Source organism: Stenotrophomonas sp. S39 (genome assembly GCF_016624665.1).
Lineage (GTDB): Bacteria > Pseudomonadota > Gammaproteobacteria > Xanthomonadales > Xanthomonadaceae > Stenotrophomonas.
In genome coordinates this window covers 45,172-70,011 of the sequence record NZ_JACVTT010000009.1, presented here as the reverse complement: position 1 = coordinate 70,011, position 24,840 = coordinate 45,172, and the positions used below count along the sequence as shown (strand labels likewise).

General features: G+C 68.8%; 22 protein-coding genes. 7 read left to right on the top strand and 15 right to left on the bottom strand.

Annotated features, from left to right (window positions below; translation table 11 throughout):
• Positions 1–64 precede the first annotated feature (64 nt).
• Together IAE41_RS04830 and arfB are read right to left on the bottom strand one after the other, a co-directional pair.
• Entirely contained in the window at positions 65–625 is a 561-nt protein-coding gene (locus IAE41_RS04830) for a lysophospholipid acyltransferase family protein (protein WP_234458306.1), read from the bottom strand.
• A gap of 46 nt (positions 626–671) precedes the next feature.
• The gene (gene arfB / locus IAE41_RS04825) at positions 672–1,103 is read right to left on the bottom strand and encodes an alternative ribosome rescue aminoacyl-tRNA hydrolase ArfB (RefSeq protein ID WP_049429794.1); all 432 of its coding nucleotides are present in this window, start codon (positions 1,101–1,103) and stop codon (positions 672–674) included.
• 134 nt (positions 1,104–1,237) lie between these two features.
• On the opposite strand from arfB, the gene IAE41_RS04820 reads away from it, so the two are divergent.
• Positions 1,238–1,765 (top strand): DUF2059 domain-containing protein, encoded by a 528-nt coding sequence (locus IAE41_RS04820; RefSeq protein WP_079224805.1) that lies wholly within the window; start codon positions 1,238–1,240, stop codon positions 1,763–1,765.
• Between the two features lie 84 nt (positions 1,766–1,849).
• On the opposite strand, the gene IAE41_RS04815 is transcribed toward IAE41_RS04820, so the two are convergent.
• The 4 genes from IAE41_RS04815 to IAE41_RS04800 all read right to left on the bottom strand — a co-directional run bounded on the left by IAE41_RS04815 (position 1,850) and on the right by IAE41_RS04800 (position 5,557).
• The gene (locus IAE41_RS04815; protein WP_200732293.1) at positions 1,850–2,587 is read right to left on the bottom strand and encodes a pseudouridine synthase; all 738 of its coding nucleotides are present in this window, start codon (positions 2,585–2,587) and stop codon (positions 1,850–1,852) included.
• A gap of 98 nt (positions 2,588–2,685) precedes the next feature.
• Complete coding sequence (locus IAE41_RS04810; protein ID WP_200732292.1) at positions 2,686–3,273, bottom strand: O-methyltransferase; 588 nt, start codon at positions 3,271–3,273, stop codon at positions 2,686–2,688.
• Positions 3,270–4,925, bottom strand: coding sequence for a ubiquinone biosynthesis regulatory protein kinase UbiB (gene ubiB, locus IAE41_RS04805; RefSeq protein ID WP_200732291.1), 1,656 nt, complete (start codon positions 4,923–4,925; stop codon positions 3,270–3,272). Before ubiB ends, IAE41_RS04810 begins: the two co-directional genes overlap by 4 nt.
• Positions 4,922–5,557, bottom strand: coding sequence for an SCP2 sterol-binding domain-containing protein (locus IAE41_RS04800; protein WP_108758337.1), 636 nt, complete (start codon positions 5,555–5,557; stop codon positions 4,922–4,924). The genes ubiB and IAE41_RS04800 overlap by 4 nt, the downstream gene beginning before the upstream one ends.
• 418 nt (positions 5,558–5,975) lie before the next feature.
• Between IAE41_RS04800 and ddlA the strand changes: the two genes are divergently transcribed.
• Positions 5,976–7,061, top strand: coding sequence for a D-alanine--D-alanine ligase (gene ddlA, locus IAE41_RS04795; RefSeq protein ID WP_200732290.1), 1,086 nt, complete (start codon positions 5,976–5,978; stop codon positions 7,059–7,061).
• A 108-nt stretch (positions 7,062–7,169) separates the two neighbouring features.
• On the opposite strand, the gene IAE41_RS04790 is transcribed toward ddlA, so the two are convergent.
• The 3 genes from IAE41_RS04790 to oleC form a co-directional block, all read right to left on the bottom strand.
• Complete coding sequence (locus IAE41_RS04790) at positions 7,170–7,325, bottom strand: DUF1328 domain-containing protein (RefSeq protein ID WP_004153593.1); 156 nt, start codon at positions 7,323–7,325, stop codon at positions 7,170–7,172.
• 121 nt (positions 7,326–7,446) lie between these two features.
• A complete protein-coding gene (gene oleD / locus IAE41_RS04785) occupies positions 7,447–8,433 on the bottom strand; it encodes a 2-alkyl-3-oxoalkanoate reductase (protein WP_079224794.1) in 987 nt (328 codons plus the stop codon).
• Entirely contained in the window at positions 8,430–10,088 is a 1,659-nt protein-coding gene (gene oleC, locus IAE41_RS04780) for an olefin beta-lactone synthetase (RefSeq protein WP_200732289.1), read from the bottom strand. Before oleC ends, oleD begins: the two co-directional genes overlap by 4 nt.
• 104 nt (positions 10,089–10,192) lie before the next feature.
• On the opposite strand from oleC, the gene IAE41_RS04775 reads away from it, so the two are divergent.
• Positions 10,193–10,564: a YkgJ family cysteine cluster protein gene (locus IAE41_RS04775; protein ID WP_079224790.1), complete on the top strand. Its 372-nt coding sequence runs from the start codon at positions 10,193–10,195 to the stop codon at positions 10,562–10,564.
• A 75-nt stretch (positions 10,565–10,639) separates the two neighbouring features.
• Here IAE41_RS04775 and IAE41_RS04770 read toward each other — a convergent pair whose 3' ends face one another.
• The 4 genes from IAE41_RS04770 to IAE41_RS04755 form a co-directional block, all read right to left on the bottom strand.
• Positions 10,640–11,530, bottom strand: coding sequence for an alpha/beta fold hydrolase (locus IAE41_RS04770; protein WP_200732288.1), 891 nt, complete (start codon positions 11,528–11,530; stop codon positions 10,640–10,642).
• Positions 11,531–11,659: 129 nt separating this feature from the next.
• On the bottom strand, positions 11,660–12,676 hold the full coding sequence (locus IAE41_RS04765; RefSeq protein ID WP_200732287.1) for a 3-oxoacyl-ACP synthase III: 1,017 nt from the start codon (positions 12,674–12,676) through the stop codon (positions 11,660–11,662).
• A gap of 101 nt (positions 12,677–12,777) precedes the next feature.
• Complete coding sequence (locus IAE41_RS04760; RefSeq protein ID WP_079224785.1) at positions 12,778–13,095, bottom strand: DUF4156 domain-containing protein; 318 nt, start codon at positions 13,093–13,095, stop codon at positions 12,778–12,780.
• 162 nt (positions 13,096–13,257) lie between these two features.
• Positions 13,258–16,107, bottom strand: coding sequence for a pitrilysin family protein (locus tag IAE41_RS04755; RefSeq protein WP_200732286.1), 2,850 nt, complete (start codon positions 16,105–16,107; stop codon positions 13,258–13,260).
• A 405-nt stretch (positions 16,108–16,512) separates the two neighbouring features.
• Between IAE41_RS04755 and IAE41_RS04750 the strand changes: the two genes are divergently transcribed.
• Complete coding sequence (locus tag IAE41_RS04750) at positions 16,513–16,989, top strand: hypothetical protein (RefSeq protein WP_079224782.1); 477 nt, start codon at positions 16,513–16,515, stop codon at positions 16,987–16,989.
• 70 nt (positions 16,990–17,059) lie between these two features.
• On the top strand, positions 17,060–17,539 hold the full coding sequence (locus tag IAE41_RS04745) for a tRNA (cytidine(34)-2'-O)-methyltransferase (RefSeq protein ID WP_079224780.1): 480 nt from the start codon (positions 17,060–17,062) through the stop codon (positions 17,537–17,539).
• A gap of 99 nt (positions 17,540–17,638) precedes the next feature.
• Here IAE41_RS04745 and IAE41_RS04740 read toward each other — a convergent pair whose 3' ends face one another.
• Positions 17,639–18,802, bottom strand: a complete 1,164-nt coding sequence (locus tag IAE41_RS04740; protein WP_108747742.1) for an acyl-CoA dehydrogenase family protein — start codon at positions 18,800–18,802, stop codon at positions 17,639–17,641.
• 223 nt (positions 18,803–19,025) lie between these two features.
• Here IAE41_RS04740 and IAE41_RS04735 point away from each other — a divergent pair, with 223 nt between their 5' ends.
• Both IAE41_RS04735 and IAE41_RS04730 read left to right on the top strand, forming a co-directional pair.
• Positions 19,026–20,702 carry an electron transfer flavoprotein-ubiquinone oxidoreductase gene (locus IAE41_RS04735; RefSeq protein WP_200732285.1) on the top strand — a complete coding sequence of 559 codons (1,677 nt, stop codon included), beginning with the start codon at positions 19,026–19,028 and terminating at the stop codon, positions 20,700–20,702.
• Between the two features lie 65 nt (positions 20,703–20,767).
• On the top strand, positions 20,768–21,181 hold the full coding sequence (locus tag IAE41_RS04730; RefSeq protein ID WP_200732284.1) for a c-type cytochrome: 414 nt from the start codon (positions 20,768–20,770) through the stop codon (positions 21,179–21,181).
• A gap of 8 nt (positions 21,182–21,189) precedes the next feature.
• Here the strand turns inward: IAE41_RS04730 and IAE41_RS04725 are convergent, their stop codons facing one another.
• Complete coding sequence (locus tag IAE41_RS04725) at positions 21,190–24,798, bottom strand: transporter substrate-binding domain-containing protein (RefSeq protein ID WP_200732283.1); 3,609 nt, start codon at positions 24,796–24,798, stop codon at positions 21,190–21,192.
• Positions 24,799–24,840: the final 42 nt, after the last annotated feature.

Genomic DNA, 24,840 nt, shown 5'->3' with positions numbered 1-24,840 from the left:
TACTCCTGTCGCGCTCGCCCGGCATGTGCCGGACGTGGCGCCTCGGTTGCCGGCCGTGGCCGGCTCAGACCGTGCCGCGGGTCTTGCCCATCCAGGGCCGGTAGAACTCACGGATGGCGGCCATGTCGGCGGCGTCATCGCCGGTCGGCTGGAACAGCGGGCCGATGCCGATGGTCTTTTCCGGGTAGTGGAAGTACGCCGCCAGGACCGGCACGTCGGCCATCCGCGCGATCTTCAGGAAACCGGCTTTCCAGTCCTTCACGGCCTTGCGGGTGCCTTCGGGGGTGATGGCGAACCACATCTTCTCGTTGTTGCGCAGCAGGTCCACGGCCTGGCCGACGGTGCCCTGCGGCGCGCTGCGGTCCAGCGGGATCACGCCCAGCTTGTGCAGCAGGGGGCCCAGCGGCCACCAGAACAGCGAGGCCTTGCCCAGCACTTTCACCTTCATGCCCAGTGCGATCTTCGCCGCCATGCCCCACAGGCCGTCCCAGTTGGACGAATGCGGGGCGATGATGAAGACCAGCCTGGGCACGTCAGGCAGGGTACCGGTGACCTTCCAGCCGCCCATGCGCAGCGTGCAGCGCGCCAGCCAGCGCAGGAAGGCGTTGGGTTTGACCTGCGGCATGCTCGGCGGAACGGCCGGCAGCAACGGCGTCGGGTTGTTCAAGCAATCACTCCCAGTCACGTGATGAGCGCCCGCGCTTGATCTGCGCGCGCCCGCGTTTGGCGTCCAGACGACGCAGTTTCGACCCGAGGGTCGGCTTGGTGGCCTTGCGTGGCTTGGGCACGCTCAACCCGGCCTGGATGAAGGCCGCCAGCCGCTCGCGCGCATCCTCGCGATTGCGATCCTGGGTCCGGAACCGTTGCGCATCGATGACCAGCACGCCTTCGCCGGTCATGCGCCGGTCGCGCCGCGCCAGCAGGCGCTCGCGCAACGGGTCGGGCAACGAGGGCGAGTTGGCCACGTCGAAACGCAGTTCCACCGCGGTGGAGACCTTGTTGACGTTCTGCCCGCCGGCGCCACTGGCGCGCACGAACCGCTCGACGATCTCACCGTCGGGGATTTCAAGCTGCGCGCTGATGGTGACCGGTCCACTGCCCATCCGCGCATTGTAGCGGCAGCCGCGTTGCCGTGGCTGCCATCGCGTGGCGTATGCCGCCGATCAGGCACCGAACACGCCGCCTTCGCCTGTCCAGCAGGTATGCTGGCCGTCCCATGTACCGCAGGAAGCTTCGCATGACCCGCTTCATTCCCGCCCTGTCCACCGCCCTGCGCCGTACCGTGCTGCTGCTGGCGCTGGCCGCGGCGAGCGCGCCGGCCCTGGCGGCAGCGCCCACCGATGCCGACATCAACCGCCTGCTGGCCGCCTCGCGTGCGCAGAGCCTGCTCGATGGCATGCTGCCGCAGCTGGAGGCGATGCAGCGCCAGCAGTTCGAGGAGATCGCCCGGCAGCGCCAGCTCACCCCGCAGCAAACCGAGCAGCTGCAGCGCATGCAGCAGCGCACCACCGCCACCCTGACCAAGGCGCTGTCCTGGCAGCAGCTGCGGCCGATGTACGTGGATCTCTACAAGAAGAGCTTCAGCAAGGAAGACGTGCTGGCGATGGCCGAGTTCTACGAGAGCTCGGCCGGGCAGAGCCTGCTGGACAAGACCCCGCTGCTGATGCAGAACGTGATGATCGCCATCCAGGAAAAGATGAAGCCGCTGATGGCCGACCTGGAGAAGGACATGCAGGCGATCATCAACGAGCCGGAAGCGAAGTGAGGCGGTAGCGCCGGGCCATGCCCGGCGAGCGCGAAGCGCGGCCGTTTCATCGCAGAAGCCGCCGGGCACGGCCCGGCGCTACCCCTACGGTACCTGCCAGCCGAACAGGTCCAGCGCCTTCTGGAACTCGCCATCCACCGGCGCGCGCACGTCCACCGTGCCGCCATCGGGGTGCGGGAAACGCAGGCGCTCGGCGTGCAGCAGCATGCGGTGCACGCCCTGCATGCGGAAATTGCGGTTGTGGCGGCCATCACCGTGGCTGGTATCGCCGATCAGGTGATGCGAGAGATGCTTGAGGTGGCGGCGGATCTGCCGGAAGCGGCCGGTCTGCGGCTGGCAGCGCAGCAGCGCATAGCGCGAACTGGCGAAGTCGCCCACCGGCACCGACAGTTCACCGGTAGCCAGGCGCTGGAAATCGGTCACCGCCGGCTTTTTCACCGGCTTGCCCGGGCCGCCATCGAGGTCGTGGTCGACCTGCCAGGCCTCCTCGGCCGGCCAACCGCGGCAGATGGCCAGGTAATCCTTGCTCACCTCGCCGCCCATCAGGGCCTTGCCCAGCGTGCTGGCGGTCTCGCGGTCGAAGGCCAGCAGCAGGCAGCCGCTGGTGGCGCGGTCCAAGCGATGCACCAGGAAGATCGGCCGGCCCAGCTGCTCGCGCAGGCGATCGGCGAGGAAATCGTCTTCGCCACGGGCCAGCTTGCTGTCGTGGACCATCAGCCCGGCCGGCTTGTTGACCACGGCCAGGCGCTCGTCCAGGTGCAGCAGCTGCAGGGGGGCGGTTTCAGTCTCGACCGCGGCGAGGGTGTCGGGTTCGGTGCTCACCGCGCGATTATCCCGGCTGTGCACTGAATGCGGTAGAGCCGGCCGCTGGCCGGCTTGGCTCAGGTTGCCGGCCAGCGGCCGGCACTACCTACCGATGGTCAGCTGTTGCGCACGGCCAGCAGTTCGCCGTTGCCCACCGGCACCAGGCTGGTGCTGAAGGCCGTGTCGGCATCCAGCAGCGCGCGCAGCGGCTCCATCTGTGCAGCGTGCGAGGTGGCGTTGTCGACTACCAGCAGGCCGCCGGGTCGCAGCACGCGGCGCAGCTGCGGCCACCAGCCGGCGTACTGTGCGCGGTCCGAATCGAGGAACAGCAGGTCGATGCTGGCATCGGCAGCGCTGGCCAGCCATTGCCCGGCATCGCCGTGCACCAGGCGGATGCACCCGGCCAGGCCGCTGCGTTCGAAATTCGCCTGCGCCAGCGCGACCTTGTCGGCGGCGTACTCCAACGTGGTGACGTGGCCATCGATGGCTGCGGCGGCTTCAGCCAGCCACAGCGTGGAGTAACCATTGGAGGTGCCGATTTCCAGCACCCGCCGCGCCTGGCCGAAGCGCACCAGCACCGACAGCAGCTCACCGGTGTCGGCGGTGATGTTCAGCATGCGCCGGCCGCGCTCGGTCTCGCGCGCATCGTTGGCCGCGCCGTGACGGGCCAGTTCTTCCTTCAGCGCCTGCAGGGCGGCGCTCACCGCCACCAGGCGCGGGCCAGGGCGAACGCCCCCACCGCGGCCGCGCCCAGGCTCAGCACCGGCAGGTCGCCCCAGTACCAGCCCGGCGGCTGCAGCACGTACATCAGCGTGGCGATGGCCAGCAGGCCGACGCCGGTGATGGCACCGACCGCGCGCTTCTGCAGCCGCTGCAGGCTGGCATCGAGGGTGACCAGGTCACGCGAGCGCATCGCCAGTTCGTGGCGGCCTTCCACCTGCTGGGTCAGCCACGCGTGCACCAGGCGCGGCATGTCCGGCGCGTGGGTCATGATTTCCGGCAGGCGCTTGCCGATCTCGCGTACGACCCGGCGCGGGCTGTAGCGCTCGCGCAGGATCTTCGCCAGCACCGGCTTGGCCACCGCCCAGATGTCGATCTGCGGATCGAGCTGGCGGCCCACGCCTTCGATGTTCAGCAGGGTCTTCTGCAGCAGGATCAGCTGCGGCTGCAGGGTGAGCTGGTAGCGCTGGGCCACCCGGAACAGCTTCAGCAGCACCTCGGCCAGCGAGATCTGCGACAGCGGGCGGGTGAAGTACGGTTCGCACACCGAACGCACCGCCGCTTCCAGATCGTCGATGCGCACGTTGTCCGGCATCCAGCGCGCCTGCACGTGCAGTTCGGCGATACGGCGGTAATCGCGGTTGAAGATGGCCATGAAATTCTCGGCCAGGTAGTACTGATCTTCCTGCGAGAGCTGGCCCATGATGCCGAAGTCCAGCGCGATGAAGCGCGGGTTGTCGCGGCGCGCCGGATCGGTGTCGACCCAGATGTTGCCGGCGTGCGCATCGGCGTGGAAGAAGTTGTCGCGGAACACCTGGGTATAGAACACCCGCACGCCCTTGGCGGCCAGCGCCTTGCGGTCGATGCCGGCCTTGTCCAGCGCGGCGATGTCGTCGGACGGAATGCCCCACACCCGCTCCAGGGTCAGCGCGCGCTCGGCGGTGTGGCTCCAGATCACTTCCGGCACGTACAGGTCGTCGCTGTTTTCCCAGAAGCGGCGCAGCACGCTGGCATTGGCGCCTTCGCGCTGCAGGTCCAGCTCGGCGGCCAGGGTGTTCTCGACCTCGGCCACCACTTCGCGCGGGCGGATCTTGTCGGCGCGCGGATGGGTGCGCTCGACCAGCGCGGCCAGCGAATTGAGCAGGGCGATGTCGGCATCGATCTGCTTCTCGATGCCCGGGCGCAGCACCTTCACCACCACCTGGCGGCCATCGGACAAGGTCGCGGCGTGGACCTGGGCGATCGACGCCGAAGCCAGCGGTTCGGTGTCGAAGCTGGCGAACGCTTCGCTGACCGGCAGGCCCAGCGCCTCTTCAACGATACGGCGCGCAGTGTCGCCATCGAAGGGCTTGACCCGGTCCTGCAGCAGGGTCAGTTCGTTGGCCACGTCCGGCGGCACCAGGTCGCGGCGGGTGGACAGGATCTGCCCGAACTTGACGAAGATCGGGCCCAGGTCCTGCAGCGCCAGGCGCAGGCGCGCACCGCGCGACTGCGAGGCGATGTCAGCCGAGGCGCGCGGCACGAAGGGCTTGGCCAGGCGCAGCCAGCGCTCGGCCGGCGTGCCCTGCAGCAGATCGTCGAGGCGGTAGCGCAGGATGATGCGGCCGATGCGGTTGGCCCGCAGCAGCGCCTTCATGCGGCACCCCGCAGGCGCTGCACGCGTGCACCCAGGCGCTCGACGTCGTCGCGCAGCACGTCCACGTCGTCGTGGAAGGCATCCAGTTCGGCACGTGGCACCACGTCGCGCGACTCTTCGGTGATGAATTCGGCGGCGCTGTGGGCCAGGTCGATGGCGCCCTGGCGCGCGTGCTGCAGGGCGCTGCGCAGGGTGTTGGCCACCTGCACGCCCAGCACTTCACCGAACACGCTGACGAAGGGTTGCTGCCAGTCGGGGTCGAAGCCCTTGGCCAGCTGCTGCAGGCGGCGCGCGAGTTCGGCATCGCCGGCCACGCGCACGCGGCCCTTGCCGTTGTCGCTGCCGCGGCGCGCATTGGCCAGCAGCGGCAGCTGGGCAAGCACGCCGGCCAGGCTGCTGCGCACGGCCAGGTCGGCTTCCTGTGCATCCACCGGGCCGACGCGCAGCTGGTCGCCAGCGACGCTGATGCGCATCGCCAGCGACGGGGCGTCCAGGGTCAGGTCGATGTGGCGGCCGTCGAGGCTGGCCAGGGCATGCCGGGTATCCGGATCCAGCGCCAGTGCGCGGTTCAGGGCGGTCTGCAGGGCGCGGCCGGCGAGCGGCTTGAGGGACGAGAGCAGGGAGAGAGCCATGTGTGCATTCTACCTGCGTGGGTGGCGGGCTTGGGCCGGGCGGCCGCCCGGCACCCGCAGAGGCACCGGCCTCTGGCCGGCAAGATCAACGTCAAAAGCGGGCAGTCCGTGGGATGGCGGGGTGGGTCCGGTTGCGGGGGACGCTGCAAGTACGTCCATGTAAGCTCGGTCGCCGCATCCATGCGGCTCACGCCCCCGCAACCGGACCCACCCCGCCTTCGACAGTTTTCCGCGATCTGTCGGAACGGCCTTCTGCTTTGGTGGGTGCCGACCGTTGGTCGGCACGGGGTCGGATCCCGTTGCTGTGCAACGGGCTCTGACCCCACTGCTGTTGCTGGTATGCCAACCAAGGTTGGCAACTACCGGAACCGGGCCGGGCGGTTCATGCTGTGTGGCCTTGTTGCACAGGACAACACCCATGGCACGGACCCGGGTCGGCATCATCTTCGGGGGCATGTCCTCCGAGCACGAAGTTTCGCTGCAGTCGGCGAAGAACATCCTCGATGCGCTCGATCGCGAGCGCTTCGAACCCGTACTGGTCGGCATCGACAAGCAGGGCCAGTGGCACCTGAGCCAGCCCGGGACTTTCCTGGTCCATGCCGATGACCCGGCGCGCATCGCGTTGCGCCCTTCGGGCACGGCGCTGGCGCTGCGGCCGGGCGCGGGCCACGCACAGCTGCAGCCGGTGGATGCATCCACCGCGCTGGACCAGATCGACGTGGTGCTGCCCATCGTGCACGGCCCGCTGGGCGAGGACGGCGCGCTGCAGGGGCTGCTGCGCATGGCCAACCTGCCCTTCGTCGGTTCGCCGGTGCTGGGGTCGGCAGCGGCGATGGACAAGGACGTGGCCAAGCGGCTGCTGCGCGACGCGGGCCTGCCGGTGGCGCCGTGGGTGTGCATCCGCCGCCACGAGGCCGCAGGCGTGGATGTGCAGGCACTGATCGCGCAGCTGGGGCTGCCGCTGTTCGTCAAGCCGGCCAACCAGGGGTCGTCGGTGGGGGTGAGCAAGGTCAAGCAGGCCGGTGAGTTTGCCGACGCGCTGCAGCTGGCGCTGCGCCATGACCACAAGGTGCTGGTGGAATCGGCCGTGGTCGGCCGTGAGATCGAGTGCGCGGTGCTGGGCAACGACCAGCCGCAGGCCAGTGTCTGCGGCGAAGTGGTGGTGCACGATGAGTTCTATGCCTACGACACCAAGTACATCAACGCCGATGGCGCGGACGTGGTGGTGCCGGCGGCGATCGATGCCGATGCGCAGGCGCGCATCCAGCAGATCGCGCTGCAGGCCTACCAGGTGCTGGAATGTGCGGGCATGGCGCGGGTGGATGTGTTCCTCACCGCTGAGGGGCAGATCGTCATCAACGAGATCAATACCCTGCCCGGCTTCACCCGCATCAGCATGTACCCCAAGCTGTGGGGTGCCAGCGGGTTGGGCTATACCGCCCTGATCACGCGGCTGATCGAACTGGCGCTGGAGCGGCACGCGGCCGATCGAGCGCTGGTGTAACCCGCTCGACCCGCTTCCGTAGAGTCGAGCTTGCTCGACTGGTGTTGGGCAGTCGAGCATGGCTCGACTCTACGAAAAAGCGGGAAAAGCAGTCGAGCAAGCTCGACTCTACCCGCGCTTGCGGAACATCGAGATCACGGCAAGCACCAGGAACACCACGAACAGGATCCAGGCGATGTTGCTGGCGGCGCCCGCAATGCCGGAGAAACCGAGCACGGCGGCAATGATGGCGATGACGAAAAAGATGACGGCGTAATGCAGCATGGCGTTCCTCGCGGGTGGTCCGGCCGGTGTGGCGTTGGGTCCATCCTGCGCATCTGCCGGTGTGCAACCGGTGATGGCGATCTCTGCGGCTGATGAAGCCTTCAGCGCCGTGACGCTGCCGTCACGACGCGGCCTTCAGGCGGCGCAGCCCTTCTTCGATGCTCACCTGCGGCACGTAACCGAAATCGCGACGCGCCGGTTCCATGCTGTACCAGTGCGGCGTGCACAGCTGTTCGGCCAGGAAACGGGTCAACGGCGGTTCGCCGCGCAGGCGCAGCAGCGGCCACAGCCGTTCGCTGATCGCGCCGATGCGGTAAGCGGTCTTGAAGCTGAGCGTCTTTTCCACGGCCGGTGCACCGACGGCGGCCAGCAGCTTGTTGAGCAGCTCGCGCATCGGCAGCGGCTCGCCGTTGGAAATGAAGTAGGCCTTGCCGGCGCAGGCCGCGCCCGGGGCCAGTGCATCCAGTGCGAGGAAATGCGCCAGCGCGGCGTTGTCGATGTAGGTGGTGTCGACCTTGTTGCTGCCATCACCGACCAGGCGCAGGCGGCCCTGGCGGGCACGCTGGGCCAGGCGCGGCACCAGCTGCTGGTCACCCGGGCCCCAGATCAGGCGCGGGCGCAGCGCCACGGTGGCCAGCGTTGCGTCGTTGGCGGCCAGCACGCGCTGTTCGGCAATCGCCTTGGTCGCTGCATACGGTGCCTGGAAGTTCTCGCCGTAAGGCACTTCATCGGCACCCAGCCCTTCCACCGGGTGGGTGGCACGGTGGGTCACGCTGGGCGTGGAGGTGTAGACCAGTCTGCCGATGCCGTGCGCGCGGCAGGCGGCGATGACGTTGTCGGTGCCGACCACGTTGGCCTGGTGGTAGCTGTCGTAGCTGCCCCAGGCACCGGCCTTGGCGCCGTTGTGCAGCACGGCGTCGACGCCGGCCACCGCATGCAGCACGGCCTGCGCATCGGCCAGGTCGCCGCGGATCTGGCCTACGCCCATCGCCTGCAGTTCCGGGTAGTGGCTGCGGTTGAAGGCCAGCACCTGGTGGCCACGTTCAAGCAGGCCGCGGCACAGCGCCTGGCCAAGGAAACCACCGCCGCCGGTGACCAGGATCTTCATGCGCGCTTCTCCAGTTGGGCGCTGGCCCAGACGGCGAGCTTCTCGCGGCCGATCTTGGCGTTGTGACGGATATCGACGGGGAACGCTGGATGCACCAGGAAGTGCTGCAGCCCGGCGTCGGCCAGGCGGGCGGCCGCATGCGCGTGCAGGGCCTCCTGCAGCACCGGGCTGTCGCTCTGGCCGCGCTGCATCTCCACGCACAGCACCGGCACCTGCGCGCCGGCGGCACCTACGCCGACCAGTGCGGTGCGGGCCACGCCCGGCACGGTGTTGAACACTGGCTCGACCTGTTCGGTGTACAGCGGCCCGCGCGCGGTTTCCACGCGCTGGGTCTTGCGCCCGCAGAACCAGAGGCGGCCCTGCGCGTCGAAGTAGCCGACGTCGCCCATGCGGTGCACCACGCGGGTGCTGCCGTCGGCCAGGGTTTCGCGGATCTTCGCCGCGGCCGTAGCCTGCGGGCGGTTGAAGTAGGTATCGGTGGCGGTCGGCCCGGCCACGGTGATCTCGCCCACCTCGCCGGTGGCCAGCACGCGCGCCTGCGACCAGTCGGGCAGCGGCGCGTCGTCGATGGCGATGATGCGCACCTCGTTGGGCGCGACCACGCTGCCGACGCAGGTACCGGCGCCGGCCTCGGTGGCGCCGCGGGTGCGCTCCAGCTCGCGGCCTTCCACCACGGCCACGGGCAGGCACTCGGTGGCGCCATAGGGCGTCCAGAACTGCGCATCGGCGGGCAGCAGGCGGCGGATGGTGGCCACCACATCCGGCGGCACCGGCGCACCGGCCGAGGTCACCCGGCGCACCGTCGGCAGCGGCCGGCCGTGCCCGGCCAGCACGCGCATGAGTGCCGGTGAACCAAACAGCTGGGTGACGCCGAAGCGCTGGATGGCATCGTGCAGGCGCGCCGGGTCGGCCTGCGCCGGGCGGGTCGGGTCCATGTCCGGGATGACCGAGGTCAGGCCCAGCGCCGGGTCGAACAGGGCAAACGGCGGGAAGGTCGGCAGGTCCACTCCGCCCGCTTCCATGCCGAAGGCGCTGCCCAGCAGCTGGATCTGGCCAACGAAGTGGCGGTGGCGGTAGACCACGCCCTTGGGCACGCCGGTGGAGCCGCTGGTGAACAGGATCGCCGCCATGTCCTCGCCATCGGTGGCGGCCAGCATCGGGCCGCCGCTGGCACCGGCGCGCTCCAGCGCGGCCAGGGTGGTGCCGCCCCAGCCCAGGCGGCGGCCGACGGTGACCAGGCGGGTGGCCGACGGCGCCCAGCGCAGCGCCAGCCGCGCCACATGGGCCAGCGGGATGCCGATGAAGGCTTCCGGCTGCGCTTCGTCCAGGCACTGCTTCAGGGCGCGCTTGTCGATGCCCGGGTCGACCAGCACCGGCACCGCGCCCAGCTTGAACAGGGCGAACATCAGCAGGAAGAACTCCGGCGAGGGCCGCACCATCACCACCGTGCGCACGCCGCGGCCGATGCCGTAGCCGGCCAGGCCGGCGGCCATGGCGTCGCTGCGGGCGTCCAGCTGGCTGTAGTCCAGGGTGACGTCATAGGCGGCCATGCCGTTGCCGGCACCACGGCGGCCGGGGCAACGGATGGCGATCTGGTCAGGGCGCTCGCGGGCCAGTTCAGGCAGCCGCGCGGCGATATTGCAGGGTCCGTTCATCCGTTCATTGTCGCCGCTTACGGAATTTCTTGCGCGGCCGCCCGCTTCGTGGAAAATCCGCAGCCTCGTTCCCGATTCCCACTGCCGCCCGAGGCGGCTTGCCCATGCAACACCCCTGCATGACCTGCGGCGCCTGCTGCACCCAATATCGCGTGGCCTTCCACTGGATGGAATCGGACGAGGTCACCCCCGGCGGCGTGCCGCACCAGCTGACCGAAACCCTGGACCCGCACCGCCTGTGCATGCGCGGAACGCACTCCAAGCCCGTGCGCTGCGTGGCGCTGGACGCGCAGATCGGCGTGTATTCGCGCTGCACCATCCACCCCAACCGGCCCAGCGTATGCCGCGAGGTGGACGCATCGTGGGAGTACGGCAAGGCCAGCCCGCAGTGCGACAAGGCCCGCATCGCCTATGGCCTGGACCCGCTGACCGCAGCGGACTGGGAAGGCGGCGATAACAACCCGATCGCAGCGTAGTCCGGCGTGCCGACCAACGGTCGGCACCCACCCATGCCATCCCCGGTAGGTGCCGACCGTTGGTCGGCACATCCTTCAGACGGGATTCGCGTCCAGGAAGGCGCGGATTTCCGGCACCAGCACTTCGTGCTTGTCTTCCAGCACGTAATGCCCGGCGTCCTCGAAGGCATGCACCTGCGCCTGCGGCAGCGCCGCCTGGAAGCCCTTCAGGAAGTGGTGGTCGAACACGAAGTCGCGCAGGCCCCAGCCGATGAAGGCCGGGCGATCCGCGAAGGACGGCAGCGCCTGGCCGGCGCGCTCCAGCAGCGACCAGGCCTTGTCGGCCGGCGACAGCGGAATGTCCTGCATGAAGCGGATGGTGCTGATGCGGTTGGCGTAGCTGTTGTACGGCGACACGTAGGCGCGGCGCACGTCGGCCGGCATCTTCCGCTCCACGCCCAGCCACGAGGCCCCGGACGAGAACGCGTTGAAGCTGCGGATGATCCACTCGCCGATCTTCCAGTGGCGGCCCAGCGCGATCTGCCAGGGCATCTTCTTGGCCGCTGGCATCGGGAAGGCGGCGGTGTTGAGCACCACCAGGCGCTTGACCTGCGCATGGTGCGACAGCGCCCAGCCGAAGCCGATCATGCCGCCCCAGTCGTGCACGGCCAGGGTCACCGGGCCGGTGATGCCCAGGTGCTGCAGCAGCGCGTCCAGGTCATCCACGCGCGACTGCAGGGTGTACTCGTAGCGGCGGTCATCGGGCTTGTCCGACAGGCCCATGCCGATGTGGTCCGGCACGATGCAGCGGTACCTGTCCGACAGGCCGGCCACCAGCGTGCGCCAGTAATAGCTCCACGACGGATTGCCGTGCACCATCACCACCACCTCGCCATCGCGCGGGCCTTCGTCGAGATAGCTCATCGACAGGCCGGGACGGACCTCGAAACGCTGCGGGTGGGCGGGGTAACCGGGAAGATCGCGCATGCGGAGCACCTAGGGAGAATCGCGGCGCAGTGTAGAGCCGAGCCGATGCTCGGCGGCTCTCCGGTCAGGCCGCAGTGGGACCGCGCTGGGCGCGTGAGCCGAGCATGGGCTCGGCTCTACAGGGGGGTCTTACCAGACCACTTCAGCCATCGAGCAGTTCAGGCCCGAGCCGATGCCCAGAAGCGCGATGCGATCGCCCTTCTTCAGCTTGCCCAGCTGCTTGAGCTTGCTCAGCACGATCGGCACCGAGGCCGGGCCGATGTTGCCGTGCTCGCCGAAGATGGTCATGACCTTCTTCGGGTCGATGCCGAAGTTCTTGATGAACGCGGCGGTGTGCGGCTGGCTGACCTGGTGGATGACGAACTGGTCCAGTTCCTCCACGGCCCAGCCGAGGGCGATCCTGGCGGCGGCAAAGGTCTTCTGCGCCAGCTTGATGCCTTCGATCAGCAGCAGGCGGGTATCGGTGACCATGCGGTCCAGGTTGCCCAGGCACAGCTGGTTCCACTCGGTGGCCGAGCGGGTCACGCCACCCTTGTAGCGCGGGGCGTCGGGCACCAGCTCCGAGCGCGCCATGACCATGGCGGCGGCACCCGAACCGGTGGTCAGGGCGGCCAGCTCGTTGCGGAAGTCGTCGGCGGTGACGTCCGGGGCGGTCATGCGCTCCAGGGTCTTTTCGTACACCAGGTTGGCAGTCTCGCCGTCCACCACCAGCGCGTAGTCGATGTCACCGCGCTCGAGCATGCGCGCGGCGATATCCATGCCGTTGATGAAGGCCAGGCAGGCATTGGCGACGTCGAAGGTCATGCACTCGTCGCTGACGCCGAGGTTGCCGGAGACGATGGAGGCCGTGGACGGCTCCAGGTAGTCGCGGCTGACCGAGGTGTTGACCAGCAGGCCCACCTGGCCCGCGGTGATGCCGGCATCTTCCAGCGCCTTGCGGCCGGCCATGGTGGCGGCGTCGGAGGCGAGCACGCCGTTGTCCCACAGGCGGCGGGCGTGGATGCCGGCGATATCGCCGAGCACGTCGGTGCGGATGCCCAGGCGATCCAGCGTCGGCTGCAGCCGCTCGTTGATTTCCTTGGTCGTCAGCGTATGCGGCGCGTCGACGTGTGCCAGGCCGGCGATCGAGACATTCTTGAAGAGCATCGAAGTTAGCGCCAAGGCTCAGGCAAAAGGGGGCGCTATTCTATAACCCCCGGGCTTTCACCGCATCTTTACGAATTCAGCCTTGGCCGTATGGTCCCTGTTCAGCGCGGCGGGCACTGGAAGGCGGCGAAGCGCTGGCTGCCATCGGCGGGCGGCGCAGCGGCCTGGACGGCGTTGGCGCCGGCGCTGGGGGCCTCGTTGCGGGCCAGGGTTTCCAGCTCTTCCTGCACGCGCAGGGGGTTGCGGTTGTAGAAGCCGACCTTGCTCTTCACGGTAACCACGACCTCGCCCTTGGTGATGCAGCCGGCGGGCAGCGGGCCGGCCGGGAGCACGCGCACGGTCTTGCCGGCCGGTTCCATCGGCACCCAGGTGCAGGCGGTGACGGTGAGCAGCAGGGACGACAGCAGCAGAAAGCGCATGGGCAGATCCTGGAAGGGTATGGGGCGATTCTGCCTGAACCGCCTGAATCGGGGGTAGCCGGGGCCGGGGTCGGATCCCCCGCAGGGGGCTCTGACCCCAGATGCACGACGGGGTCGGAGCCCTCCCGATGGGAGGGATCCGACCCCATGCCGCGTCCTGCCTTATTTCTTGACCGGGTTGCCTTCGGCATCGATCACGGTCACTTCGCCCAGCTTCAGCGCGCGCACGGCCGCTTCGGTCTGCTTGAGGTCACCCACCACCACCCAGGTCAGGCCCTGCGGCTTGATCTCGGTCGCGGCCTGCTGCACCTGCGCCGGGGTCATCGCCTCGATTTCGGCCTTGCGGCGCACCACGTAGTCATCCGGGCGCTTGAACTGCACGATCGCGCCGATGGTCGAGGCCACCGCGGCGGCGGTCTCGTAGGCGCCGGGCAGGCTCAGGGTCTGGATGTTGCGGATGCGGTTGACCTCGGCCTCGGTGGCCGGCTTGCTGCCATCGGCGAACTCGGCGATCTCCTTGCGCATTTCCGCCAGGGCCGGGCCGGTCTTGTCGATCTGCACCGGTGCCATGGCCATCCACGGGCGCTGGCCCACGGTGCTGCTGGCGCTGGTCCGGGCACCGTAGGACCAGTGCTTGTCCTCGCGCAGGTTCATGTTCAGGCGCGAGGTGAAGTCGCCGCCGAGCACGCCGTTGGCGATGTCGAAGCGGGTCGAGCCGGGGTCGCTGGACGGCGCCACGACCTGGCCGGCGAACAGGTTGGCCTGCACCGCACCGGGCTGGTCGATCAGGAACACGCGCGCGGCCTTGGGCACGGCCACGGCGGTGCTGGCCTTGATCACCGGGGCATCGCCGCTGGCCTTCCAGTCGCCCAACTGCTTGTCCAGCAGCGGCACGATCTCAGCCAGGGTGGTGTCACCGACCACGATCAGGGTGCCGTCCTGCGGGCGCAGCCAGTCGCGGTGGAAGTCGACCAGGTCTTCGCGGCCCAGGCTGGTGATCGCCGCTTCATCACCGCTGCCGGTGAACGGAATGGCGTACGGGTGGCCCTTGCCGTACAGCAGCGGCGGCAGCACGCGCATGGCCACGGCGTTCGGATTGACCTTCTCCTGCTTGATGCCAGCGATCCACGAAGCCTTCACCCGGTCGATCTCGCCCTGCTCGAAGCGCGGTTCGCGCAGCAGGTCGCGGTACAGCGCCAGCGACGGCACCAGGTTTTCCTTCAGCGCCGACAGGTCGACAGTCACCGAGTCCAGGCCGGCGCCCGCATCCAGGCTGGCGCCCAGCGCGTCGGCGGCATCGGCGAAGGCCAGCGAGCCCAGCTTGCCGGCGCCTTCGGTCATCAGGTTCATGGTGAAGTTGGCGGTGCCCGGCTTGCGGCCCTGGTCGGCGGTGAAGCCTCCCGGGAACTGGTAGCTGAACTGCACCACCGGGATCTCGTGGCGCTCGGCCAGCACCACGGTGGTGCCGTTCTTCAGGGTGGCGCGCTGCAGCGCCGGGAACTTCAGCGCCGGGAACTCACGGGTCTGCGGCACGCCGGCCTTGCGGTCGACCTGCTCCGGCAGGGTGCTGTACTTCGTATCCACGGCCGGCACGTTGAACGGCTTCGGCGTGGCCGAGGCTTCTTCCTGCAGGGCGACACGTTCGCCGGGCTCGACCACCAGGGTGTGGCTGCCCTTGTCCAGCCACTGCGCGCCCACGCGCTTGAGGTCGGCGGCGGTGGCCTTGTCGATGTTGGCCAGCGAGGTGCGGAAGCAGCCCGGATCGCCGGTGTAGACCGCGCACTCGGCCAGCGCGTCGGCCTTGCCGCCGAAGCCACCGATGCGCTCGATGCCGCGGATGAAGCCGGCGCGGAAGCCGGTCTTGGCGCGCGACAGTTCGTCGGCGGTCGGGCCGTCCTTCAGCAGGCGCTCGATTTCCTCATCGATGATCTTCTCGACCTGGGCCGGGTCCTGGCCCTGCTTCACTGTGGCCATGACCATGAAGTTGGAGCCCAGCTGCGAGCCATAGGCACCGGCGCTGATGTTGTCCACCAGCTTGTCCTGGTGCTGCAGGCGCTGGCTCAGGCGCGAGGACTTGGCGCCGCCGAGGATCTGCCCCAGCAGCTGCAGCTGGTCGATGTCGGTGGTGCCGACCTGGGCCACGTTCCAGGCGCGGTAGATGCGCGCCTGCGGCACCTTGTCGGTCATTACTTCACGGGTGTCGGCATCGCGCTTGGCCACGTCCACCTTCGGCTGGGCCATGGTCGGGCCGGCCGGGATGCTGCCGAAGTACTTGGCGGCCTTTTCCTTGGCGGTGGCCAGGTCGATGTCGCCGGCCAGCACCAGCACCGCGTTGTTGGGGCCGTACCAGGTGCGGAACCAGGTCTTGACGTCATCCAGCGAGGCGGCGTTGAGGTCGTTCATCGAGCCGATGACGCTGTGGTGGTACGGGTGGCCAACCGGGTACAGCGAGCGGTTGATCTTTTCCCACACCTGGCCATAGGGCTGGTTCTCGCCCTGGCGCTTTTCGTTCTGCACCACGCCGCGCTGTTCGTCCAGCGCCGCCTGGTCGATGGCACCGACCAGGTGGCCCATGCGGTCCGATTCCATCCACAGCGCCATGTCCAGCGCGGTGGTGGGCACGTTCTCGAAGTAGTTGGTGCGGTCGGTGTTGGTGGTGCCGTTCTGGCCGGTGGCGCCGACCTGCTTGAAGGGCTCGAAGTACTCGCCGTCGTGGTTTTCGCTGCTCTGGAACATCAGGTGTTCGAACAGGTGGGCGAATCCGGTGCGGCCGGCCGGCTCGTCCTTGCTGCCCACGTGGTACCAGATGTTGACCGCGACGATCGGCGCCTTGCGGTCGGTATGCACGATCACGCGCAGGCCGTTGGGCAGGGTGAACTGCTCGAACGGGATATCGACCTTGGTGGCGGCGGCCGGCTTGGCCGCCAGTGCCGCGGTCGGCGCAAGCGTGCCGAGGGCGGTACTGAGGGCGACGGCCAGCAGCGCGGTGCGCGGGCGCAGGGCGAGAGACATTTCCGGGTCCTTGGTCACGTTGGTGAATCGCGATCCTAGCGCGCGGGCGCGGGGCCGGGTATCGGCCACCAGTCACTGGGGGTATCCGCCGCCCAGCACCGTCAGGCCTGCCTTCCACACGGTCACGTGCGGCCGGATTCATCGTCCGGACAGTGTCCACGGCGGATCGAACGGACAGGTGTCCGCCCCGCGGACACTCCAGGCCGCCTACAAAACCCTTTGAAATCAATGACGTGAAGTTGGCACGGGGATTGCTCTGTTGTTCCTGCGCCAAGAAGGGCTTCAGATCCAAAATGACTGGATGCTGAACAAAAGAAGGAAATTGAAAATTTTCCTTGCATGCCCCGGATTGGTGTTCTACCTTACTACCACACCACCGCTCACCAACACTAAACAGGCCCCGTCATGAACGCCAAGACCATTGCCATCGCCATCGCCCTGATTGCCGGCACCGCGGTTGTTTCGTCGGTGCAGGCCTCCGAATCCATCAAGACCCTGTCCACCGTGCAGGTCCGCCCGGCCGCCGACCAGCTGGCCCAGCAGGCCTGGGAACAGGCCAGCGGCATCGTCACCCTCGCCACCGTGGAAGTGCGCCCCAGCGCCGACCAGCTGGCCGAGCGCGGCGGCTTCATCGCCGCCCCGGTCGCCGCCGCCCTGCCGATCACCACCCTGGCGGCCGTCGAAGTGCGCCCGAGCCTGGAACAGCGCGTGGCCCTGGCCGCCGAGCTGGAAGCCGAGCGCTACGCCGCCACCCTGGCCGCCGCCGCCACCAGCGTCGCCAACCAGGTCATCACCAACCTGCCGGCCCTGCAGGTGCGCCCGAGTGCTGCCGACCTGCAGGCCCTGGCCACCGAAACCGCCCAGGTTCTGCTGCGCCCGTAAGCGGCGTCCGCCCTGCCCCGTGCAGGGCGTGCGCCGTAAAGGCGGCATCGGTCGCAGGTACACTGCAGCGATGAATGCCGCGCCCCTGTTCCACGTGATCCTGTTCCAACCGGAAATCCCGCCCAACACGGGCAATGTGATCCGGCTCTGCGCCAACACCGGCGCGCAGCTGCACCTGGTTGAACCGCTCGGGTTCGCACTGGAAGACAAGCAGCTCAAGCGCGCCGGGCTGGACTACCACGAGTATTCGCGCCTGCAGGTGCACCCCGACCTGGACACCGCGCTGGCGCGCATCGCGCCCAAGCGGCTGTTCGCCCTGAGTACCCGGGCCAGCGTGCGCTATGACAGCGTGGCGTTCGAAGAAGGCGATGCCTTCCTGTTCGGGCCGGAAAGCCGCGGCCTGCCGCAGGACCTGCTCGATGCCCTGCCCGAAGGCCGCCGCCTGCGCCTGCCGATGCGCCCGGACAACCGCAGCCTCAATCTGTCCAATACCGTGGCCGTGGTGATGTACGAAGCCTGGCGCCAGCACGGGTTTGCCGGCGGCGCGTGAAAGGAAGCAGCCGAGCATGGGCTCGGCTCTACACGTACGCTCCTGTAGAGCCGAGCCCGCGCTCGGCTCCCCGGTATCACGTCCGGAAACCGGATACCTTCAGAACGCGCTGATCCCGGTCAGCTCGCGGCCGATCACCAGCTGGTGCACGGTCTCGGTGCCTTCATAGGTGATCACCGATTCCAGGTTCAGCGCATGCCGTATCGCCACGTGTTCGGTGGTGATGCCGGCGCCGCCGAGCAGGTCACGGCATTCGCGGGCGATATCGATGGCCATGCGGCAGTTGTTCCACTTGGCCAGGCTGACCTGCTGCGGCTGCAGCTGCCCCGCTTCCTTCAACCGGCCCAGCTGCAGCGCCAGCAGCTGCGCGGTGGTGATCCGGCGGGCCATTTCGGCCAGCTTGATCTGCGCACTCTGGGTGGCGGCCAGCGGGCGGCCGAACAGCACGCGCTCCTTGGCATAGCCCAGCGCTTCATCCAGGCAGGCGATGGCCGAACCGATCGGGCCCCAGCTGATGCCGAAGCGGGCCTGGGTCAGGCAGCCCAGCGGGCCCTTCAGCCCCTTCACGTTCGGCAGGCGGTGGCTGTCGGGCACGCGTACGTCATCGAAGTACAACGCACCGGTCAGCGAGGCGCGCAGGCTCATCTTGTGCTTGATCTCCTGCGTGGTGAAACCGGCCATGCCCTTTTCCAGCACGAAGCCCTGGATGCCGTCCTCGGTCTGCGCCCAGACGATGGCCAGGTCGGCCACCGGGCCGCTGGTGATCCACATCTTGCTGCCGCTGATGCGCCAGTCGCTGCCATCACGCACCGCGCGGGTCTTCATGCTGGCCGGGTCCGAGCCACCGTGGGCCTCGGTCAGGCCGAAGCAGCCGATCAGTTCGCCGCGGGCCATCGCCGGCAGCCACTGCCGGCGCTGTTCCTCGCTGCCGTAGGCGTAGATGGGGTACATGCACAGCGAGCTCTGCACCGACACGAAGCTGCGCAGGCCGGAATCGCCGCGCTCAAGTTCCTGGCAGATCAGGCCGTAGCTGACCGCGCCCAGGTCGCCGCCGCCGTACTCGGCCGGCAGCGTCGCGCCGAGCAGGCCCAGCGCCGCCACTTCCGGCACCAGCTCCTCGGGGAAGCGGGCCTGGTCGAAGGCATCGCCGATGATGGGCAGCACGCGCTCGTTGGTGAAGCGGGCCACGCTGTCCTGCACCGCGCGCTCTTCCTCGCTGAGCAGGGAACGGACATCGAACAGATCGTACGGATGCAAAGCCATGGCACTCACGCGCAGTCAGGACCCGGCCATTGTCGGTCATCCGGGGCCGGGACATTACGCTGCGCTGCAGCAATCGTGCGGTGAACGGCGTCTATCTAGCTCGATCACGCGCGTCCCGGTACCCTGACACATTCAAACAACCGTTTCGCTCGTGGCCGCACGCGCGATTCCCAGGCACCGCCGGTGGCCCCGATGCCGGCCCTACCCACGAGTCATGCAATCGATGAGCGCTGAAGCCAACGCCCTGCCCCCGCGTGAAGTAATGGAATTCGACGTGGTGATCGTCGGTGCCGGCCCGGCCGGCCTGGCCACCGCGATCCGCCTGCGCCAGCGCGCGGTGGAAGCCGGCCGCGAGCTGTCGGTGTGCGTGCTGGAAAAGGGCTCCGAGCCGGGCGCGCACGTGCTGTCCGGTGCGGTGATGGACCCGCGCGCGCTGACCGAGCTGTTCCCGGACTGGGCCGAACGCGGCGCACCGCTGAAGCAGAAGGTCACCCGCGACGAATTCCTGTTCCTCAGCGAGACCGGCGCGCGCAGCACGCCGCATGCACTGCTGCCGGAGTGCTTCCACAACGACGGCAACTACATCATCAGCCTGGGTGAAGTGACCCGCTGGCTGGCGCAGCAGGCCGAGGCGCTGGAAGTGGCGATCTTCCCCGGCTTCGCCGCCGCCGAAGTGCTGTATGGCGACAACGGCGAAGTGATCGGCGTGGCCACCGGCGACATGGGCATCGAGAAGGACGGCACCATCGGTCCGGCCTTCGAACGCGGCATGGCCCTGCATGCGAAGTACACGATCTTCGGCGAAGGCGCGCGCGGCCACCTCGGCCGCCAGCTGATTGCCCGCTACAGGCTCGATGAAGGCAAGGACCCGCAGGCCTACGGCATCGGCATCAAGGAGCTGTGGCAGATCGACCCGGCCAAGCATCAGCCGGGCCTGGTAGTACACGCCGCCGGCTGGCCGCTGGACAACGACACCTATGGCGGCGCGTTCCTGTACCACGCCGACGGCGGCAAGGTCGCCATCGGCTACGTGGTCGGCCTGGACTACCGGAACCCGTGGCTGAGCCCGTTCGAGGAATTCCAGCGCTTCAAGACCCACCCGTCCATCCGCAAGCACCTGGAAGGCGGCACCCGCATCGGCTACGGCGCCCGCGCCATCACCGCCGGTGGCCTGATGTCGCTGCCGAAGACGGTGTTCCCCGGTGGCGCGCTGGTCGGCTGCGAGGCCGGCTACCTCAACGTCAGCCGCATCAAGGGCAGCCACGCCGCGATCAAGACCGGCATGCTGTGCGCCGATGCGGCCTTCGATGCCCTGGCCGCCGACCGCCAGCACGATGAACTGGATGCCTACCCGAAGGCCTTCGAAGCCAGCTGGCTGCACGCCGAGCTGCAGCAGGCCAAGAACTTCAAGCAGTGGTTCAAGAAGGGCCAGACCGTGGCCACGCTGATGACCGGCATCGAGCAGTGGCTGCTGCCCAAGCTGGGCGTGCGCAACCCGCCGTGGACCCTGCGCCACAGCACCCCGGACCACGCCTGCCTGGAACCGGCGGCCAAGCACGCGCGCATCGCCTACCCCAAGCCCGATGGCGTGTTGACCTTCGATCGCCTCAGCTCGGTGTTCCTGAGCAGCACCAACCACGATGAGAACCAGCCCAGCCACCTGACGCTGAAGGACGCCAGCATCCCGGTGCAGGTGAACCTGGCCGAGTACGCCGGCCCGGAAGCGCGCTACTGTCCGGCCGGTGTCTACGAGTTCGTCGGCGAAGGCGATGGCGCGCGGCTGCAGATCAACGCGCAGAACTGCGTGCACTGCAAGACCTGCGACATCAAGGACCCCACCCAGAACATCGTCTGGGTGACCCCGCAGGGCGGCGGCGGCCCGAACTACTCGGGCATGTGACGCTGCCGGGCTGCGACCGCATGTCGCAGCCCGCTGCTGCGGGCACACCGTTATCCTGCCCGCCCATGCGCGCCTGCCTGCCCCTGCTGCTGACCCTCGCCCTGGCCACCACGGCCTGCCAGCGCACGCCGTCGGCACCGCCGACGCCCGAACAGGTGCGCCTGCAGGCCCAGCAGCAGGCCTTCGAGATCTGTGCGGGCTGCCACACGGTCAACGCCGGTGGCATCCACCGCTTCGGCCCCAACCTGCACGGGGTCATCGGCCGCCGCGCCGGCAGCCTGCCCGATTACGCCTATTCCGATGGCATGCGCCGCGCCGGTTTCGTGTGGAGCGCGCAGACGCTGGATACCTTCCTGCAGTCGCCCACCCACGTGGTGCCGGGCACGCGCATGTACAACGCCTTCCCCAGCCCCGAACGCCGCGCGTTGGTGATTGCCTTCCTGCAGGAGCAGGCCGCGCAGCCACCGGCCCCGCGGTAACCGGCGGCTCAGGGGGCCAGGCGCTGCAGCTGCTGCTGCAGGTGCTGCACGAACGCGCCCACCTGCTGCAGCGCCGGAGCCGCGTCGGTATCGCTGGCCTGCTGCAGCTGCTGTTCCAGCGCCGCCGCGCGCTCGGCCAGGCCACGTGCGCCCACCGCACCCAGCGCGCCGGCCATGCGGTGCAGCTGCTGGATCGCACCGGCGCGGTCCGCTTCGCCCAGCGCGCGCTGCAGCTGCGCGATGTCCGCCGTACTGGCCTGCAGCAGGCTGTCGCGCAGCTGGGTGGCCACCTGCAGTGAGCCGAAGCGCTGCTGCAGGGCGGCCAGGTCAGGCAGTTCCGCTGTCTCCGGCACCTCTGCAGCGGGCGCCGGCGCGGCGTCCGCCACCTCCACCTGCAGTGCCGCCGCCTGTGGCAGCCAGCGCAGCAGTGCCTGCCGCAGCGTGGCCAGCGACAGCGGCTTGGCCAGCACGTCGTCCATGCCGGACTCGCGGCAACGCCGTGCATCATCGCTGACCACGCTGGCGGTCAATGCCAGGATCGGCAGGCGCGGCTGGCCGTTGCGGCTTTCGCGCTCGCGCAGCAGGCGGGCGAAGGCAAAGCCATCCAGCACCGGCATGCGGCAATCGGTGATGACCAGGTCGAAGGGCTCGGCCGACAGGCGGTCCAGCGCCTGCTGGCCGTCGTCCACCAGCGCATGCGGTACGCCCAGCTGCTGCAGGCGCCAGGCCATCATCGCCTGGTTGGTGGGGTGGTCCTCCACCACCAGCACGCGCGCCTCGCGCAGCGCCGGTGGCAGCAGCGCGGTCTGTTCCTGTTCGGACAGCAGCGCCTGCACGTCATCGGCGCGCGCCTCCACCAGCGACAGCAGCACGTCCACCCGCGTGCCCTGGCCCAGCACGCTCTGCAGGGAAATGTCACCGCCCATCTTCTGCACCAGCCGGTGGCAGATGCTCAGGCCCAGGCCGGTACCGCCGTGTTCGCGCTGGATGTGCGCGCCGGCCTGGGCAAACGGCGCGAACAGGTGCGGGATCTGCGCCTCGGCGATGCCGATGCCGGTGTCCGACACGCTCAGCCGCAGCGGCTGGCCACCCTCTGCGGTGGTGGCCCCGAGGACATCCACCTGCAGGCGCACGCTGCCCTGCGCGGTGAACTTGATGGCGTTGCTGAGCAGGTTGAAGATGATCTGCCGCAGGCGCACGCCATCGACCTCGTGCGCCGGTGCCAGCCGCGGGTCGATCTCCACCTGCAGGTCCAGGCCGCGCGCGGTGGCCTGCGCCGACAGCAGGCTGCACACGCTTTCCAGCAGCGGCCGCAGCGGCGTCGGTACCGGCGCCAGCGGCAGCGCATCGGCCTCCATGCGCGAGTAGTCGAGGATGTCATCGAGGATCTGCCGCAGCATCTGCGCCGAATCTTCGATCACCCCGATGATGCGCTTCTGTTCCTGGTCCAGCGGCGAGTGCGAGAGCACTTCCAGCATGCCCAGCACGCCGCTCATCGGCGTGCGGATCTCGTGGCTCATGGTGGCCAGGAAGCGCGACTTGGCTTCCACCGCCTGTTCCGCCTCGCGGGTGGCCGCGGCCAGCGCATCGGCCTGCGCGCGTGCCTCGCTCACATCCACCCAGTAGCCGCTCCAGGTCACCGCGCCTGCCTCGGCCGAATAGGGGTGGGCTTCGGTGCGCACCCAGCAGGGGGGCAGGCCCACGGGCTGCACGCGGAATTCCAGCGCGAGCGGGGCGAAGTTGCGCTTGGCGACCTCGATCGTGCGCATCAGGTGCTCGCGGTCCGCTTCATCGATGCAGGCCAGCAGCGCGCCGGCATCGGCCATCGCCGTGTCGCCGGTGATGCCGAACAGGGGCTGCATGTCGCCCGCGATGAACGGAAAACTGAGCCGGCCTCGGGCATCATGGCGGGCCTGGTAGACCACCGCCGGCAGGTTGTCACTCACCTCCGCCAGGCGCTGCTCGACGTCACGGCGGACGGCCACTTCGCGGCGCAGGCGCACGTAGCCGATCGCATGCACCAGTGCACCGGTCAGCAGCACCAGCAGGATGGGCAGGCTCCAGCCCATGCCACCATGCAGCGCGAACCCGTGCCGGGCATCGGTGGCGAGCAGCTGATCGCGCAGCGCCTGCTTCTCGTCCTCCCCCATCTGCAGCAGCAGGCGGTCGAAGACCGTGGCCAGGGCGGCATGGTCGCGATCCACCGCCAGCGCCATCTGGTCGTTGAAGCCGGCCGGCGCCGCAATCTGCAGGTGCCCGCTGAAGCGGCTGCGCAGCAGGTGATCGACCAGCGAAAGATTGCCGACATAGACGTCGGCATCGCCGGCCTCCAGGCGCTGCAGGGCCTGTTCGGCGCTGCGCGCAGCGATGATCCTGGCATCGGGGGCCTCCTGCAGCACCCGCGCCCGCAGCCTGTCCGGGTCGGACAACAGCACGCGCTTGCCGCGCAGATCCCCCAGGCCCAGCACCGGCGGCCCGTTGATGGCTGACACGATCACATTGGGAACCGTGAGATAGGGCTGGCTGAAGATCCAGTCCGGCCCCAGGTAATGCGAGTCGTTGGGAATGCCCATCACCGCATTGAGCTCGCCGCGACGGGCTTTCTCGCGGGCGTCGTACCAATCGTGGCTGTCTTCGATGTCCAGCGTGGCACCCGCCGCCTCCAGGCGCTGCAGGAACTGGCCTGCCAGCCCGCCCGGCTGCCGGTACCGGTCGGCGAACGACAGCGGCGGCGCATTGGGCGGGTAGGCGATCTTCACCCGCTGCTGGAGGACCTGCTTCTCGGCCTGGCTCAGGGCCAGCTGTGCCGACGCGGACCATTGCGGCGTGGGCAGCCAGTGCCGTGCAAAGGCATCGCGCTGTGCCTGGCTGGTACCGGCCAGGGCCACATCCAGTGCGTCGGCCAAGGGCTGCTTCACCGCGGGGACGGCGAAGTGCAGCCGCTCCGGCGGCAGATCGCTGGGGCGCAGCAGCACCACCCCGTGCAGCGACGAGCGCGCAATCAGCGCGGTCGCGACGTAGGCATTGCCGATGAAGACATCGGCCTTGTCGTCTTTGACCATCTGGAGGGCCGCAGATGTATCGTCCGCGACAATCTGGCGCGCCCGCGGGTACCGGGCCCGGATCTGCGGCCCGGTGAGGAAATCGCGCTCGATCACCACGCGCAGATCGTCCAGGTCGGGGTTGCTCGACGAACGCAGATCCCCCGCGCGGCCTACCAGCGCCAAGGGCGCTTCGGCGTAGGCGGCGGTCGAGACCAGGCAGTTCGCGCGGTCGGCGTTGAGGGCGACGTTCATCACCACGTCGATTTCGCCGCGGCACGCCGCATCCAGCACGGCACTCCAGTCCGGGTATTGGCGCGCTTCAACCTTCACACCCAGTTGACGTGCGAAAAGCGACAGATAATCTGGGCCCAGTCCTACCTGTTGACCGTCCTTGAGTGATTCGAACGGGGGCCAGCCACTGTCATACTGGCCGACGACGATGACCGGATGTGCGGCAAGGTAGGCGCGATCCTGCGGACTGAGCAGCAATGCCCCGGGTGCCGCCTGCGCCAGCGCGCACAGGCCCAGCAGCCCCAGCAGGAAGGCCCATCCACGTACTGCCCGGTTCCGCATCTGCGACGTTCTCCCAGAAACCCGCCGGGTACCGTGCAGCTC